This is a genomic window from Nakamurella panacisegetis (assembly GCF_900104535.1).
GTDB lineage: Bacteria > Actinomycetota > Actinomycetes > Mycobacteriales > Nakamurellaceae > Nakamurella > Nakamurella panacisegetis.
This window is the reverse complement of sequence record NZ_LT629710.1, coordinates 4,767,836-4,781,137: the sequence shown is the minus strand read 5'-3', so window position 1 is coordinate 4,781,137 and position 13,302 is coordinate 4,767,836. Positions and strand designations below refer to the sequence as shown.

10 protein-coding genes are annotated in these 13,302 nt (G+C 65.8%); 6 read left to right on the top strand and 4 right to left on the bottom strand.

The genetic code is table 11. The features are described 5' to 3' along the window. Positions 1 to 194 precede the first annotated feature (194 nt). Positions 195 to 998 (top strand): C1 family peptidase, encoded by an 804-nt coding sequence (locus tag BLS97_RS21525; protein WP_090480403.1) that lies wholly within the window; start codon positions 195 to 197, stop codon positions 996 to 998. A 46-nt stretch (positions 999 to 1,044) separates the two neighbouring features. Here the strand turns inward: BLS97_RS21525 and BLS97_RS21520 are convergent, their stop codons facing one another. Together BLS97_RS21520 and BLS97_RS23120 are read right to left on the bottom strand one after the other, a co-directional pair. Continuing rightward, positions 1,045 to 1,830: a PIG-L family deacetylase gene (locus tag BLS97_RS21520; protein ID WP_090480399.1), complete on the bottom strand. Its 786-nt coding sequence runs from the start codon at positions 1,828 to 1,830 to the stop codon at positions 1,045 to 1,047. A 65-nt stretch (positions 1,831 to 1,895) separates the two neighbouring features. Continuing rightward, positions 1,896 to 2,072: a hypothetical protein gene (locus BLS97_RS23120; RefSeq protein WP_157695609.1), complete on the bottom strand. Its 177-nt coding sequence runs from the start codon at positions 2,070 to 2,072 to the stop codon at positions 1,896 to 1,898. Between the two features lie 197 nt (positions 2,073 to 2,269). Between BLS97_RS23120 and sqr the strand changes: the two genes are divergently transcribed. The 3 genes from sqr to BLS97_RS21505 are packed head-to-tail and all read left to right on the top strand — an operon-like array spanning position 2,270 to position 4,381. Then, a complete protein-coding gene (gene sqr / locus BLS97_RS21515) occupies positions 2,270 to 3,505 on the top strand; it encodes a type III sulfide quinone reductase, selenoprotein subtype (RefSeq protein WP_090480395.1) in 1,236 nt (411 codons plus the stop codon). A 9-nt stretch (positions 3,506 to 3,514) separates the two neighbouring features. Beyond that, complete coding sequence (locus tag BLS97_RS21510; protein WP_090480393.1) at positions 3,515 to 3,829, top strand: TusE/DsrC/DsvC family sulfur relay protein; 315 nt, start codon at positions 3,515 to 3,517, stop codon at positions 3,827 to 3,829. A gap of 39 nt (positions 3,830 to 3,868) precedes the next feature. After that, positions 3,869 to 4,381, top strand: coding sequence for a DsrE/DsrF/DrsH-like family protein (locus BLS97_RS21505; protein WP_090480390.1), 513 nt, complete (start codon positions 3,869 to 3,871; stop codon positions 4,379 to 4,381). A 70-nt stretch (positions 4,382 to 4,451) separates the two neighbouring features. Here the strand turns inward: BLS97_RS21505 and BLS97_RS21500 are convergent, their stop codons facing one another. Both BLS97_RS21500 and BLS97_RS21495 read right to left on the bottom strand, forming a co-directional pair. Further along, positions 4,452 to 5,501 carry a sensor histidine kinase gene (locus BLS97_RS21500; RefSeq protein ID WP_231988600.1) on the bottom strand — a complete coding sequence of 350 codons (1,050 nt, stop codon included), beginning with the start codon at positions 5,499 to 5,501 and terminating at the stop codon, positions 4,452 to 4,454. A gap of 13 nt (positions 5,502 to 5,514) precedes the next feature. Further along, positions 5,515 to 6,189 carry a response regulator transcription factor gene (locus tag BLS97_RS21495; protein WP_090480384.1) on the bottom strand — a complete coding sequence of 225 codons (675 nt, stop codon included), beginning with the start codon at positions 6,187 to 6,189 and terminating at the stop codon, positions 5,515 to 5,517. A gap of 284 nt (positions 6,190 to 6,473) precedes the next feature. Here BLS97_RS21495 and BLS97_RS21490 point away from each other — a divergent pair, with 284 nt between their 5' ends. Both BLS97_RS21490 and BLS97_RS21485 read left to right on the top strand, forming a co-directional pair. Next, the gene (locus BLS97_RS21490; protein WP_157695607.1) at positions 6,474 to 11,936 is read left to right on the top strand and encodes an IPT/TIG domain-containing protein; all 5,463 of its coding nucleotides are present in this window, start codon (positions 6,474 to 6,476) and stop codon (positions 11,934 to 11,936) included. Between the two features lie 54 nt (positions 11,937 to 11,990). After that, a complete protein-coding gene (locus BLS97_RS21485; RefSeq protein WP_090480377.1) occupies positions 11,991 to 13,283 on the top strand; it encodes a multicopper oxidase domain-containing protein in 1,293 nt (430 codons plus the stop codon). The last annotated feature ends 19 nt before the right edge of the window (positions 13,284 to 13,302 follow it).

The window sequence follows — 13,302 nt, the reverse complement described above, 5'->3', positions numbered from 1 at the left end:
TGACGGACAGGACTTTCGGCCCTGGCCCGGGTGACCTTGGTCAGCGTTGGCTACGACGTGACGATCCTGGAGAGGCAGCTGCGGCCGACGCGGGATGACGCCGGCCTTTCGACCGCCGCCGCGGTGACGGGTCGGGCCATGTGCCTTTCCTGACAACGGCGGCCGGTCCGGCCGCCCCACGAGAGGAGCCCGCGATGCCCGAGCGAAGCGCACGAAACGAACTGCGGCCACGGCGGATACAGCGTTACGGCTGGGTCCCCGACATTCCGGACGCCCGCGACCTCATGTTCGCCGCGCCCGAGCCGGTGATCCGGACCCTGCCGCGGGCAATGGATCTGCGGCCGCAGATGCCCGCGGTGTACGACCAGGGCCAGCTGGGCAGCTGCACCGCGAATGCCATCGGTGGCGCGTTCGAATTCGTCCAGCTCAAAGAAGGCCTGCCCGACCTGATTCCGTCGCGTCTGTTCATCTACTACAACGAGCGGTTGTTGGAGGGCACGGTCGACCAGGACAGCGGGGCGATGATCCGTGACGGCATGAAGATCATCCACAAGTTGGGGGCGTGCAGCGAGAACACCTGGACGTACGAGATCGAGAAGTTCACGGCGAAACCCCCCGACCAGGCCTATACCGAGGCGTTGGACCATCAGGTGCTCGTCTACCGGCGGGTGCAGCAGGTGCTGCGGCAGATGCAGGGCTGCTTGGCCGCCGGGTACCCGTTCGTCTTCGGATTCACCGTCTACGACAGTTTCGAGAGCGAAGAGGTCGCGAAGACGGGTGTGGTGCCGCTTCCGGCGCCAACCGAATCGGTGCTCGGCGGCCACGCCGTGCTGGCCGTCGGCTACGACGACGAGACGCAACGCTTCATCGTCCGCAACTCCTGGGGTCCGGGCTGGGGCATGGCCGGCTACTTCACCATGCCGTACGGCTATCTCACGGACGCGTCGCTGGCGCAGGACTTCTGGACGATCCGCATCGTCGAGACCCCGGCCTCCTGACCGAGGACGTCGGCGGCGGCCGACCCGTCCGGGGCTCGGGAGCGGATCAGGAGCCGCCCTGCGGTGGGCCGGCCTGCGGTGGGCCGGCGTGCGGTGGGCCGGCCTGCGGTGGGCCGGCGACGGTGCCCGTGCCGTTGAGACCGGGCGGCCGGAGCCAGCGCAGGTGCTCGGTCCCGCCGAGCAGGGCCAGCCGTCGCCACAGCACGCTGGTCGGGATCGCCTGGCTCACGTGAGCCGCACTTGCCGCGAGCTGACGTGCGCGGGTCACCGGCAACGCGATATCGATGTCGTCCGGCCGGTGACCCGCGAACGTGGCGCCCAGCTCCCGATTGAGCTGCGCGGCCACGTCGTCCGGCAGCGTCCACCCCAGGACGGGGAGGTCGAGTTCGGCGGCCGCCCGCAATGCCGCCGCCGTGCTCGCGGCGTGGTCCGGGTGGCCGGTCACGCCACCGGGGTCGAAGACCAGGAGACCGTCGGCTTCGACGGCGGCCACGGCGGCCGCCGCCTCACCGGACAACAAGCCTGGCGACACCTGTGGCAGACCCCCATCCGGGTAGTCGCGCAGGGCAACCCAGCCCACGCCCAGCAACTCGGCGGCGGCACCGAACTCACGCTCGCGCAACTCGGCCAGCACCCCGGTGTCGCTACGCAGGGTGGATACCTCACCGTGAGTGAGACACAGCACCGCGGTCCGGGTCCCGTTCGTCCTGAAGGCGTCCAGAATCGCGCCGAGCCCGAAGGACTCGTCATCGGGATGGGCAACCACGGCCAGCACGCAGCCCCAGTTCGGCAAGGCCGTCGCGACCGGGTGGTCGACACCGCCGGAGCGCATACGCAGATCCTCTCGATCGAGGGCAGCCGGTTCCGCCGGCCGCACAGCCGCCGGTCGGCGTGTTGTCAGCCGGGCCCACCCGACGATGCCGACGCCGCTTCGGTCAAGGTGATCGCCGTCGTCGGTGGTGTGGCCAGAGTGTTGTGCACGGTGCAGTGCGAGGCCACCGCGAGGAACGCGTCCCGGCCTTCCGGGGGCAGGCAGGCCGGCGGCGTCATGTCGATGTTGATGACTGTGACCACCCACCGCTCGTCGATTTGCCCGCCAATCTACGCGGCGCGTTCTCGGCACCGACAGGGCCCAAAGTCCCGTGATGACAATGGACCCGGCCCGCGATCGGCACGTTCGTGCTATCGGGACTTTCGGCCCTGCCTCCTGGTCCGGGGCCGGGCTACCGTCGGCGTCACCAGGATCTGCTCGGACCCGAAGAAGGTGCGCCGTGAAGCGACTAGTAGTTGTGGGTGGTGGCACGGCCGGCACCATGATCGTCAACAAACTGCGCCGTGAACTGAAGACGGACGACTGGGAGATCGCGGTGATCGACCGGGATGACGTTCACCCCTACCAGCCGGGATATCTGTTCCTTCCCTTCGGCGTCTATTCGGCCGCGCAGGTGAGCCGGTCCCGTCACACCTTTCTGCCCGACGGCGTCAATTTTGTCATCGGCGACGTCGACCGTGTCGACGCCGACGGGAACTGCGTCATCCTGGCCGATGGGCGGCAGGTGCCCTATGACTATCTGGTCATCGCCTCCGGCGCCACCCCCCGGCCCGACCAGACCGAGGGAATGCTAGGGCCGCAATGGCGGGAGAGCATCTTCGACTTCTACAGCTTCGACGGGGCGCAGGCCCTGGCCGGTGCGCTCGAGAAATTCGACGGCGGCCGTTTCGTGGTGCACATCACCGACATGCCGATCAAATGCCCGGTCGCCCCGCTGGAGTTCACCTTCCTGTCCGATGCCTACTTCCGGCAGCGCGGGATCCGGGACCGGGTGGAAATGGTCTATGTGACGCCGCTGTCGGGAGCATTCACCAAGCCAATCTCGTCGGCCCATCTCGGATCCATGCTGCACGACCGGAACATCGCGGTCGAGACCGACTTCCTGGTCGAGCGGATCGATTCGACGTCGAAGTCGCTGGTCTCCTACGATGAGCGGACCGTTCCCTTCGACCTGCTGGTCACCATTCCCCTGAACATGGGGGCCGAATTCGTGTCCCGCTCGGGTCTCGGCGACGACCTGAACTACGTCCCGGTCGACAAGCACACCTTGCTGTCCACCGTGCACCCCAACATCTTCGCGGTCGGGGACGCCTCGGACATTCCCGCCTCCAAAGCCGGGTCGGTGGCCCACTTCGCCGTTGACATCTTCGTGGGCAACTTCCTTCAGCACATCGCCGGAAAGAAGATGACCGGATCGTTCGACGGTCACGCGAACTGCTTCATCGAATCCGGCGACGGCAAGGGCCTGCTGATCGACTTCAATTATGATACCGAACCGCTGCCGGGCAAGTACCCGGTCCCGGTCGTGGGACCATTCAGCCTCCTCAAGGAGACGCGCGCAAACCACCTGGGCAAGCTGGCGTTCCGTTGGATGTACTGGAACGTCCTGCTCCCCGGACGACCCCTACCACTGCCGGACAAGATGTCGATGGTCGGCAAGAAGAACGAGACGTGAGGAAAAGACATGCCTGTGACCACACTCGCCGGACACCAGGTCCACGTCAACGAGGAGGGATTCCTCACCGACCCCGCCGAATGGAGCCGCGATCTGGCCGTCACGCTGGCCGGCCAGATAGGTATCGAACTCACCGATGCTCATTGGAAAGTCCTGGAATTTCTCCGGTCGGATTTCGCCGAGCGGGGTGAGACGGCAACTCTTCGGCGGGTCTCCGCTGTCGGCGGCGTCCCGGTCAAAGCGCTGTTCGCTCTGTTCCCGCAGAAACCGGCCAAGAAGATGGCCTACATTGCCGGCCTGCCGAAGCCGATCGGCTGCGTCTAGAAGTCCTCGAATGTTCATCGGAAACCCACGGAGACAATCATGACCGCCACCGAATCACAGCCCGCGATCGTGCCGCAGTTCGATGCGGTCGCTTCCGGGCGCAAGCTTGCCATCATTTGCTCCAAAGGAACGCTCGACATGGCTTACCCAGCCTTGGTGCTGGCGAACGCGGCGTTGGGCGACGGTGTCGAGACGCACCTGTTCTTCACCTTCTGGGGGTTCGAGATGATCAACAAGCAGACCATGAACGATCTGAAATTCACCGTCCTGGGGAACCCGGCCACGCACATGCCGCAGGGCCTGGGTGGACTGCCGTGGATGACTTCCGTGGCAACCTCGAGACTGAAGAAGTCCATCGCCGACGTCGGTGTGCCCGAGATCCCCGAGTTCCTAGACATGATCGTCGCCTCGGGTGGTCATCTCTGGGCTTGCCGCATGTCGGCGGACATGAACCATCTCTCCGAGGCCGATCTGTACGACGATGTCGAGGGGATCATCAGCGCCGCCGATTTCATCGAGAAGACCGAGGGGGCACAGCTTCTCTTCATCTAGGGGCGGTTCGCACCTTCCGGGTCGGCACCCAGGTCCGTGACGATCGCGTCAGGCTTCCGGGTGGTCGATCTCACCCCCGGGCGGCCAGGGTCGCCGGCGGGGCCGACGACTCCCACGCCATGATCGCGGTGTCGCCCTCGATCAGGGGTAGGCGCAGTGTGAATCGGCTGCCCTGCCCTTCGGTGCTCGTCACCGATACCGATCCTCGTCTCGACTCGGCCATGGCTTTCACGATCGACAGGCCCAGCCCGCTGCCCGCGCGCCGACCCGCGGTGCTGCCCGTGCGGAACATTTCGAAGACGTGACCGAGCTCGTCCTGCGGTATGCCCATTCCTTCGTCGGTCACGGTGACCACCAGGATGCCCCGGTCGGCCCGGGCGGTGATGTCGATCGCCTGCCCGGGTTCGGTGAACTTCACCGCATTCTCGATCAGACAGTCGAGCGCAGCTTCCAACCGCTCGGGGTCTCCCTCGATCTCGCCGATGGAACTGTCGGTGGAGAATTCACGATCGGCCGAACTCACCCATCGTCGGGAGATCGAGTCGAGCAGATCACGCAGACTGAAGGAAACTCGGCTGCTGGGCTCACCCACAGTGGCCAGCGTCAACAGGCCGCTGACGATTGCCGACGCCTTGTCCAGTTCTCCCAGGACCAGGGCCGCATCCGAGCGCATGCCGCTATCGCTGGTCGACGAGCCCATGAGCTCGACAAAACCCCGCGCGATGGCCAGTCGGGTCCGCACCTCGTGCGTTCCGAATCGAGCCGTCGTCTCCCGTCGCTGCGCCCAGGTTCGTTCTTGAGCCTGAACGTCGAGCAGGGTCCGGCGAGTGGCTCGCTGGCGTTCGACATGCCACATCAGGAGGGCCAGGATAACCCCCATGAGTACAATTTCCGAACATTCCGACCACGGGATCACTTGGTCGAGGGCGTGGCTCACAAAGGCCGTTCCGGTGGCCACGGTGATCAACGCGAAGGCCGTCCAGGCGGCCCGTAGCGGCCATGGGTAGAGACCGTAGAGCAAGGCGAAACTGGCCCATACCAGGTGGTACGGAATGGTCTCTGCGCCCGGCAGGACGAACGTGAGATAGATGTTGCCTGTCGCAAACACCGCCCAGGCCACGGCCAAGGGGCGATTAACAGGCGACGAGTCTGTATCCGACATTGCGCACCGTTTCTATTCGACTGATCGTCAGCTTTGCTCGCAGTCGGCGCATGTACACCTCGACCACATTCGTTCCGGGATCAAAGCTCAGGCCCCAGACGTCGGACAGCAGTTCCTGCCGCGTACAGACCGCTGGGGTTCGATGCAGCAGGTGGGCCAACAGGGCGAATTCCCGCTGCGAGAGATCGATGCGGCGTCCGTCGATGATCAGTTCGTGCCGCTCGAGGTCCAGTTCGAGACCGGCTCCGGTCAGGTATCGACGGATCGAACCGGTGCGGTCGCCCGAGCCGTGGCGGATACGGGCCCGCACCCGAGCCATCAGTTCGGCGCCGGCGAAGGGCTTGGCCAGGAAGTCGACGGCTCCGTGATCCAACACGCCCACCCGCCGGGACAGGTCGGTGACGGATGACAACACCAGGACTTTCGTCTCGGCGCGGGAACCCAACAACTCGGCCAGGACATCCTCACCGCGGAGGTCGGGCAGCATGAGATCGAGGATGACCAGATCGAATTGCTGACGGAGACTGCACCGCAGGGCGCTCTGTCCGTTACTGGCCTGAGTGACCTGGTAGCCGGCACCGGCGAGCAACCGGCTCAACAGCAGGAGCAGGCTCGGCTCGTCCTCGACGACAAGAACATGATCCATGGTGATCCCGATGCTGGTCTGCGGCGGTGCACTCGACGCGCATTGTCTAGCACAAGCCGACGATACGTGGCAATCGGGACGAGGCACGCCGTTCGGCGGCCCGATGGTCACGGACGGTGGCGTAAGCCCGGCTGCGATTGGCCTCGCCGGCTGGTGACGTTGCGGCAAATGGGCGACCGGGGATGACAACTTCGTCATAAAGCAACTGTCGGTCGTCCCGATACCGGACCTTTGTACCGCCCCCAGGAGCGTGCCGGCATGGATTCGGCGGACAGGAGTGGATCATGACTCGACGTCGGAAGTTCATGCGGCGGGAACTCGGGGCGGCGCTCGGAGTTCTGCTGATCCTCGGGTCCGTGCAGGCTGGGGCCGCCGTCGGCCGCGGGTCAACGCCGGGCGTTGTCCCGGCCGCCGCCGCGGACGCGGCGGGCGCCATCACGTTGAAGGTGCGCAGCGCCAACTCGGTCAACTCAGGACCAGGGTTCGTCCACAAGGGCGATCCGGTCACCGACTACAAATGGCTGATCAACCGGGACGACACCGGGGACCCCGGGACCGCGGCCGATCCGGGTCTGTCCCGATGCCTTCCCTCCACCGCACCCGGCGGGAGTTCGGATCCGCAGTATGCAGACACCTGCCAATGGCCGTCCACCCGGGTCACCTCGGGCATGGCTCCCATTGTGGCCCAGGGGAACCAGAGCGATCTCAACGCCGGCAAGGCGCTGAACGACCTGCCCCCCGGAAAGTATCTGATCTCGGTCACCGCGGACGGATTCAAGATCGACGGCAAGCACTTCACCGTGTCGGCCGGCGGGACGACCTCGGTGCAGGTCGACATGGACCCGACGCCCCTTCCGCTGACGACCCTGCGCATCGAGGTCTTCAACGACAACATGCCGGTCGACGCCACCTACGAAGTCGACGCCGAGGCCGGATTGGCCGGTTTCACCGCGCACCTCACCGATGTGCTGGGGACGGTGAGCACCGACTACTACGGAAACGCGTTGTGCACCAAGTACATGCACCGGGTCGGCGCCACCCTGTACGCCGATGCTCAGCGACCGAACGCCCCGATCGCCTTCGACGCCGACAACAAGCCGATCGTCGATCCCGCCTCGACCGGGCGCTGTACCAGTGACAGCCGCGGCCAGATCACCATTCCCAACCTGGGCCCCAACCGGTTCGCAGCCACGGTCACCCCGCCGGCACCAGTGGCCGGCCAGACCTACCAGTGGGTGCAGACCACCACGCTCGAAGGCGGCCACGATCACGACATCTGGAGCCAGGAGGGCGCAACTGGCTTCGACACCGAGCAGACCAAAGGTGCCGAACTGGTGCCGTCCGTGCAATTCGGGTTCGTGAAGACGCAGAGCATCGCGGTCCCGAGGACGAATGTTCCGACCGGTGAGATCAAGGGGGTGGCCATAGCCGGTCTGCCTTACGTCGGGGGGCAGAACGGCCAGGTCGTTCCGGAGACCGGATTCGCCGGGGCCAAGTCGGGCGGCCCGATCAAGCAACCATGGATCGCGCTGTCCGACCTCGATGCCGGCGACGCCCAGGTCTATGTCGGCCGCGGGAATGTCAACGGTTCGTTCGACATCAAGAACGTCCCTGACGGCACCTACCAGCTGTCGATCTGGGACGACGACCAGGACTACATCCTGTGGTCCTTCAACGTCGAGGTCAGCGGCGGCGGGGTCACCGACGTGGGCAACAAGATGATCGTCGGCTGGTTCACGCACGTCTACGGCAAGGTGTTCATCGACAGCAACGGCAACGGCAAACTCGATCCGGGGGAGAAGGCGGTTCCGCAGTTCGGCCTCACCGTCCGCGAGCGGGACAACTCGCTGATGGACCAGGCCACCAACACGGCGACGACCGACGTCAACGGGTTCTACGACATCCGCGAGACCTACCCGTTGGGGAAGTGGTTGGTGCTGGAAGCCTTCAACACCCGTTACCGGACCACCGGGATCACCTACAAAGGCGAGAACGAGACGAAGGCCACCACTCAACTGGGATCACTGGTCGATCTGAACTTCCTGCCGATCATCGGCCTCGGTGGCGAGATCGACTGGGGCGTGGAACCCTACGACACCGGCATGAATGGCGGCATCGTCGGCACCGTCACCTACGACACCACTCGCAACGAACTCGATCCGGCCGACGCAGCCACCGAGCCGTACCAGCCGGGCATCCCCGGCGTTCCGGTCGACCTCTATGTCCCCAAGGCCTGCACGGCCGCGGCGGCCGATGTGGCCAACGAGTGCCGTCAGGGATACCAGATCGTCCCGTTGCGGATCCAGGATCCGAACGACGCCTCGGCCACCATCGTCAATCCCGACCCGGGGCGCGGCGAGTTCGTGAAGGGCCCGAAGGTCCAGGACACGTACACCTCGGAGGAATGGGCCCCGCCTCGTGGCTGCACCGCCCGGATGTACAACGGGCAACCGCTCACCGATCAACAGGCGCTGCCCCAGTTCGGCGCGGCCGCCAACACGCTCTGCGTCGAGGCGCCGATGATGGGTGTGGCCGTCGGCCCGAGCGACAGCACACCGGGCAACATCGCCCAGACGGTCAACGGCAACTACGGGTTCGCGACCTCGAAGCTGAATCTGTATCCGCCCGGGAACGCCAAGAACCCGGCTCCCGGCCACGACCTGCCGTTGTACGCGGACCTGGCCGCCAACGGCTACGACGAAGAGGATCTGCCGGCCATCGACTACATCGTGTCGGTCGACATCCCCAAGGACCCGGTGGACGGCCGGCCGATGTACAAGGTGACCTCGGAGGCGGACGTGAATGTCTTCGACGGAGACTCCTACCTGCCGCAGCAGAACTATCCTCCCACCACCGTGGCCGCGGCGAACGACCCCGCCGGACCGCCGGATGCGACGCCGCTGCCCCCCACTCAGCCGCCGTCGCAGCAAGCCGGGATCATCTCGCCCTGCGTCGGGGCACTGCACAAGGTCGCCGTCACCGACGCCGCCTTCCTGGCCGCCGGAGGCAGCCCGTTCGAAGGGCAGGACCGGCCCTACTGCACGGACAAGCTCGTCACGGTGCGGACGGGTCAATCCACCGCCCCGAACTTCAACCTGTTCACCGACGTGCCGATTCCGACGCACTTCTGGGGCCTGACCCTCAACGACCTGGGGCTGACGCTCGACAAGCGCAGCGTGAACTACGGGGAGGCGCAGGGCCTGCCGTTCGTTCCGGTCGGTCTCTACGACTGGTCCGGTCGTCTGGTCGACACCACGCATACCGATTTCAACGGCCTGTACGAAGCGCTTGAGCCGTCCACCGACACGTTCAACTGCCCGGTGCCGGCTGGGCCGTGCCCGAACATGTATCGGTTCGTCGGCAACGACCCAGGGCAACCGGGCGCGCTCAACGCCGACTACAACCCTCGGTTCCGCACCATCGCGACGAACTTCCAGGGCTGGCCCGGGCTGTTCACCGTGACCGACGAAGCGCCCACCCAGGTGGCGAGCACCGCCCTGGCTCCCGACACCACCGTCGCCAATCCCACGATGTGCGATCTCGGCGGCGACGTGCCTCAACTGCTGGCCGTCGATCGTCCCTACGTTCGGAAGAACACTCCGGGTGACAGTCGCACGGTGACGGTGACCGGCTTCGGGTTCGGTGCCAACACCGACACCAGCACCAACACGCTGAAACTGAACGGTATTGACGTGACGAAGGCCAACATTCTCTCGTGGTCCGACGGTCAGATCGCGTTCGTCGTGCCGGCCGGAACCGCGTCCGGGGCAGCCGTCGTCAGCATCACGAATTCCAGTGGCCGAACGTCGGTCAATTCACTGACGATCCAGGTTCTCGACAAGAGCACCACCTCCACCCCGGGGACAACGGCGACCAACCCGCGGCTGGTCGAGGTCGGACCGGGCAAAGCGTTCACCTCGGTGCAGCGTGCCCTGGAAGCGGCCCGACCGACGACGGCGACGAAGTTCTACCTGGTGGTCGTCTGGCCCGCCACCCCGACCACCGACAACCCTCAGGGGGAGTACAACGAGAACCTGATCGTGCACCACCAGGTCCATCTGCAGGGCGTCGGTCCGGGCGGATTCCGTCCTGATGGCTCTTTCGTCCCCGGGTCGATTCTGGACGGTTCCGGATTCAACGCCGACAACGCCAGCGGCCTCAACTGGGTCGGCCTGCTCGGTAGCCTCACCTACTCCGGGAACCCGGCCGTTCCTGATGCGGCGGTGGTGACCGTGCTCGACGACCCGGCCGGCCCGGCTCTTCCGAACAGCTACCCGGTCACCATCGACGGGTTCACCATCACCGGAGGGGCGCAGTCCGATCTACCGGTCAACGTCAACGAGATCTCCGGGGGCATCAAGACGCCGTACGGCGCCGCCGGGGCCTTGATCACGCAGGGCGGCGGGGTATACCTGCACAACAACGTCCGCAACCTGCAACTGACCGACAACATCATCCGTGGAAACGGAGGCTCCTACGGTGGCGGGGTCCGGGTTGGAACCCCGTATGTCGGTTCGAACCGCAACTACAACCTGTTGCTGGCGCGCAACCAGATTCGCGACAACGGCGGCACCAATCTGGCCGGAGGCATCGGCCTGTTCAGCGGGAGCGACGGCTACCAGATCACCGGCAACGCGATCTGCGGAAACTTCTCGGCCGAGTACGGAGGCGCCATCTCGGCGTTCGGATACAACAGCAACGCCGGCGGGTCCAGTGGGGGGGCGATCACCAAGAACCGGATCTGGTTCAACTCCTCGTACGACGAGGGCGGCGGGATCATGGTCGCCGGCGAACTGCCGCGCACCTCGACGACGCTCTCGGAAGGATCGGGTCCGGTCACGATCGACGGAAACGTCATTGCGGCCAACCTGGCCAGCGACGACGGTGGCGGCATCCGACTGCTCCAGACCAGCGGATCCCACATCTCCCGAACCAATCCGGAAACGATCAACATCACCAACAACACGGTGGTGAACAATGTCTCGGCTCACGAGGGCGGTGGGATCGCCTTGGACGACGCCGCTTTCGTGAACATCGTCAACAACACGGTGGCCAAGAACCTGACGACGGCCACGGCCGTCACCAGCGACGGGACCCCGGCCCCGGCCGGTCTCTCGACAGCGGCCAACAGTGACCCGCTGCAAGCTCGCCTGCGGACGTTCACCAACGCGGCCACGCTCGGTGCGACGACCTACAGCAAACCGACGTTGCTCAATGATGTCTTCTGGGACAACCGGGCCGGCAGCTTTGCCGGAGGGTGGGTCTACGGGATCGGCGGCAAACTGCCGGACGGATCCGACAACAGTGTGAACAACTGGGACATGGGCGTCACCGACGTGACCGGTACCCTGACCCCGACCCGTTCCGTCCTGCAGGACGGCACCGACGTGACCGCCGATCCGAGCAACAGTTTCGTCGATCCGGGCTTTGCTTCCGGCTACGACGTGACGGTCAACATCCTGGCCTCGAGAACCTACCCGGCCTTCCGGCAGGCCGTGATCGTGGCCGAGCTGCTGCCCCCGTCGCTGATGGGGGACTACCACCTGGCGCCGGTCGTCGCCCCGGCCACTCCCTCCAGCGCGCGGGGACTGGGCGCCGCGTCCACCGTGGTCCGGTGGGGGCCGGGGGTCAACGCCTGGACCTACGTGGTCAGCGCGCCGTCGGCCGATATCGACGGCGACACCCGACCGACCCAGACCGGTGCCGCTGCTCGGTACGACGCCGGCTCCGACCAGATGAGCCCGTGAGCACCGCCCCGGCAGCACGAGACCCTCACCACCTCACACCATGCGGAGAGACCAGTGACCGATACCGAAGGTAAGTCGAGGCTGTCGCGACGCTCGTTCCTGATCGGCGGCACCGGCGTCATCGCCGGGGTGGTCACCGGTTCCGATGTGTTGACCGCAGGGTCCGCGTCGGCATCCGGCTCGGTGCCGGCGGCCGGGTCGGTCAGGGCCGCAGCCGCTGCGGCCCATCCGGTCAAGCGGGTGCACCTGGTCGGCACCGACGGCTGGGTCGGGATGCCCGCGAACGCCCCCGCCGACCCGCCGTTCTTCCCGGATGCGCTGGCGCCCAGCCCGTTCAACACCTACGTCTTCGGCTTCCGGGATGTCACCGGGCTGGACGCCACCCAGGTGGCCGCGCAGCGCGGCAAGGCACAGATCAGTGCCCCGATGCTGAGTTTCGATGAAGAGGACGACATCTACCTGACGCTGTCCAACCTCGGCCTGCTGCAACGCCCCGATCTGTTCGACGGTCACACCCTGCACTGGCACGGGTTCGTGAATGCCATCCCGCTGTTCGACGGGGTGCCGGAGTTGTCCCTGGCCGTGCCGGTCGGTCGTGATCTGACCTACTTCTACCGGCCTCACGACGCCGGGACCTACATGTATCACTGCCATTTCGAAGATGTGGAGCACGTGCAGATGGGGATGACGGGCATGGTCTTCGTCCGGCCGAAACAGAACCGGACTCCGGTGGCCGGTGATCCGGTCGGGACCAAGTACGCCTACAACGACGGTGACGGCTCGACCCGCTACGACCGCGAGTTCGCCTACATGATCACCGAGTTGTGGTCCGCCGCCCACTACCGGGATGCGCACATCCAGGTCAACGACTGGACGGACTTCGACCCCAGCTTCTGGCTGATGAACGGCCGCGCCTACCCGGACACGGTCGCGCCCAATGGGGATCCCATGTCCACCGCGGCCGGACGTCTGCAGTATCAACCGATCTCGTCATTGGTGACCTGCAACGTCGGCGAACAGGTGTTGTTGCGTCTGTCGAACCTGGGATACCAGAACCACGCGATGACGGTCGACAACATCGATCTGCGGATAGTGGCCAAGGACGCGAGTCTGCTGCGAGGCCGGGACGGAACGACCAACTACATCACGACCAACACGGTGGACGTCGGTCCGGGGGAGAGTCGCGACGTCCTGTTCACCGCTCCGGCACCCGGCGAATACCTGTTGTACGACCGCAAGTACTCCTACCTCGAGAACGGCGGAGGCCCCGGATACGGCGGCATGATGACCAAGATCGTCGTCGGCCCGACCGGGACCTACCCGACGCAACTGTCCGCGAACACCTGAGCCGGCACGACGTGACGGA

Bases quoted from the DNA above. Each gene is read 5' to 3' on its own strand.
- BLS97_RS21520 (WP_090480399.1), bottom strand. From the start codon at position 1,830: ATGCGCTCCGGCGGTGTCGACCACCCGGTCGCGACGGCCTTGCCGAAC.
- BLS97_RS21505 (WP_090480390.1), top strand. From the start codon at position 3,869: ATGACCGCCACCGAATCACAGCCCGCGATCGTGCCGCAGTTCGATGCG.
- BLS97_RS21495 (WP_090480384.1), bottom strand. From the start codon at position 6,189: ATGGATCATGTTCTTGTCGTCGAGGACGAGCCGAGCCTGCTCCTGCTG.
- BLS97_RS21490 (WP_157695607.1), top strand. From the start codon at position 6,474: ATGACTCGACGTCGGAAGTTCATGCGGCGGGAACTCGGGGCGGCGCTC.
- BLS97_RS21525 (WP_090480403.1), top strand. From the start codon at position 195: ATGCCCGAGCGAAGCGCACGAAACGAACTGCGGCCACGGCGGATACAG.
- BLS97_RS21510 (WP_090480393.1), top strand. From the start codon at position 3,515: ATGCCTGTGACCACACTCGCCGGACACCAGGTCCACGTCAACGAGGAG.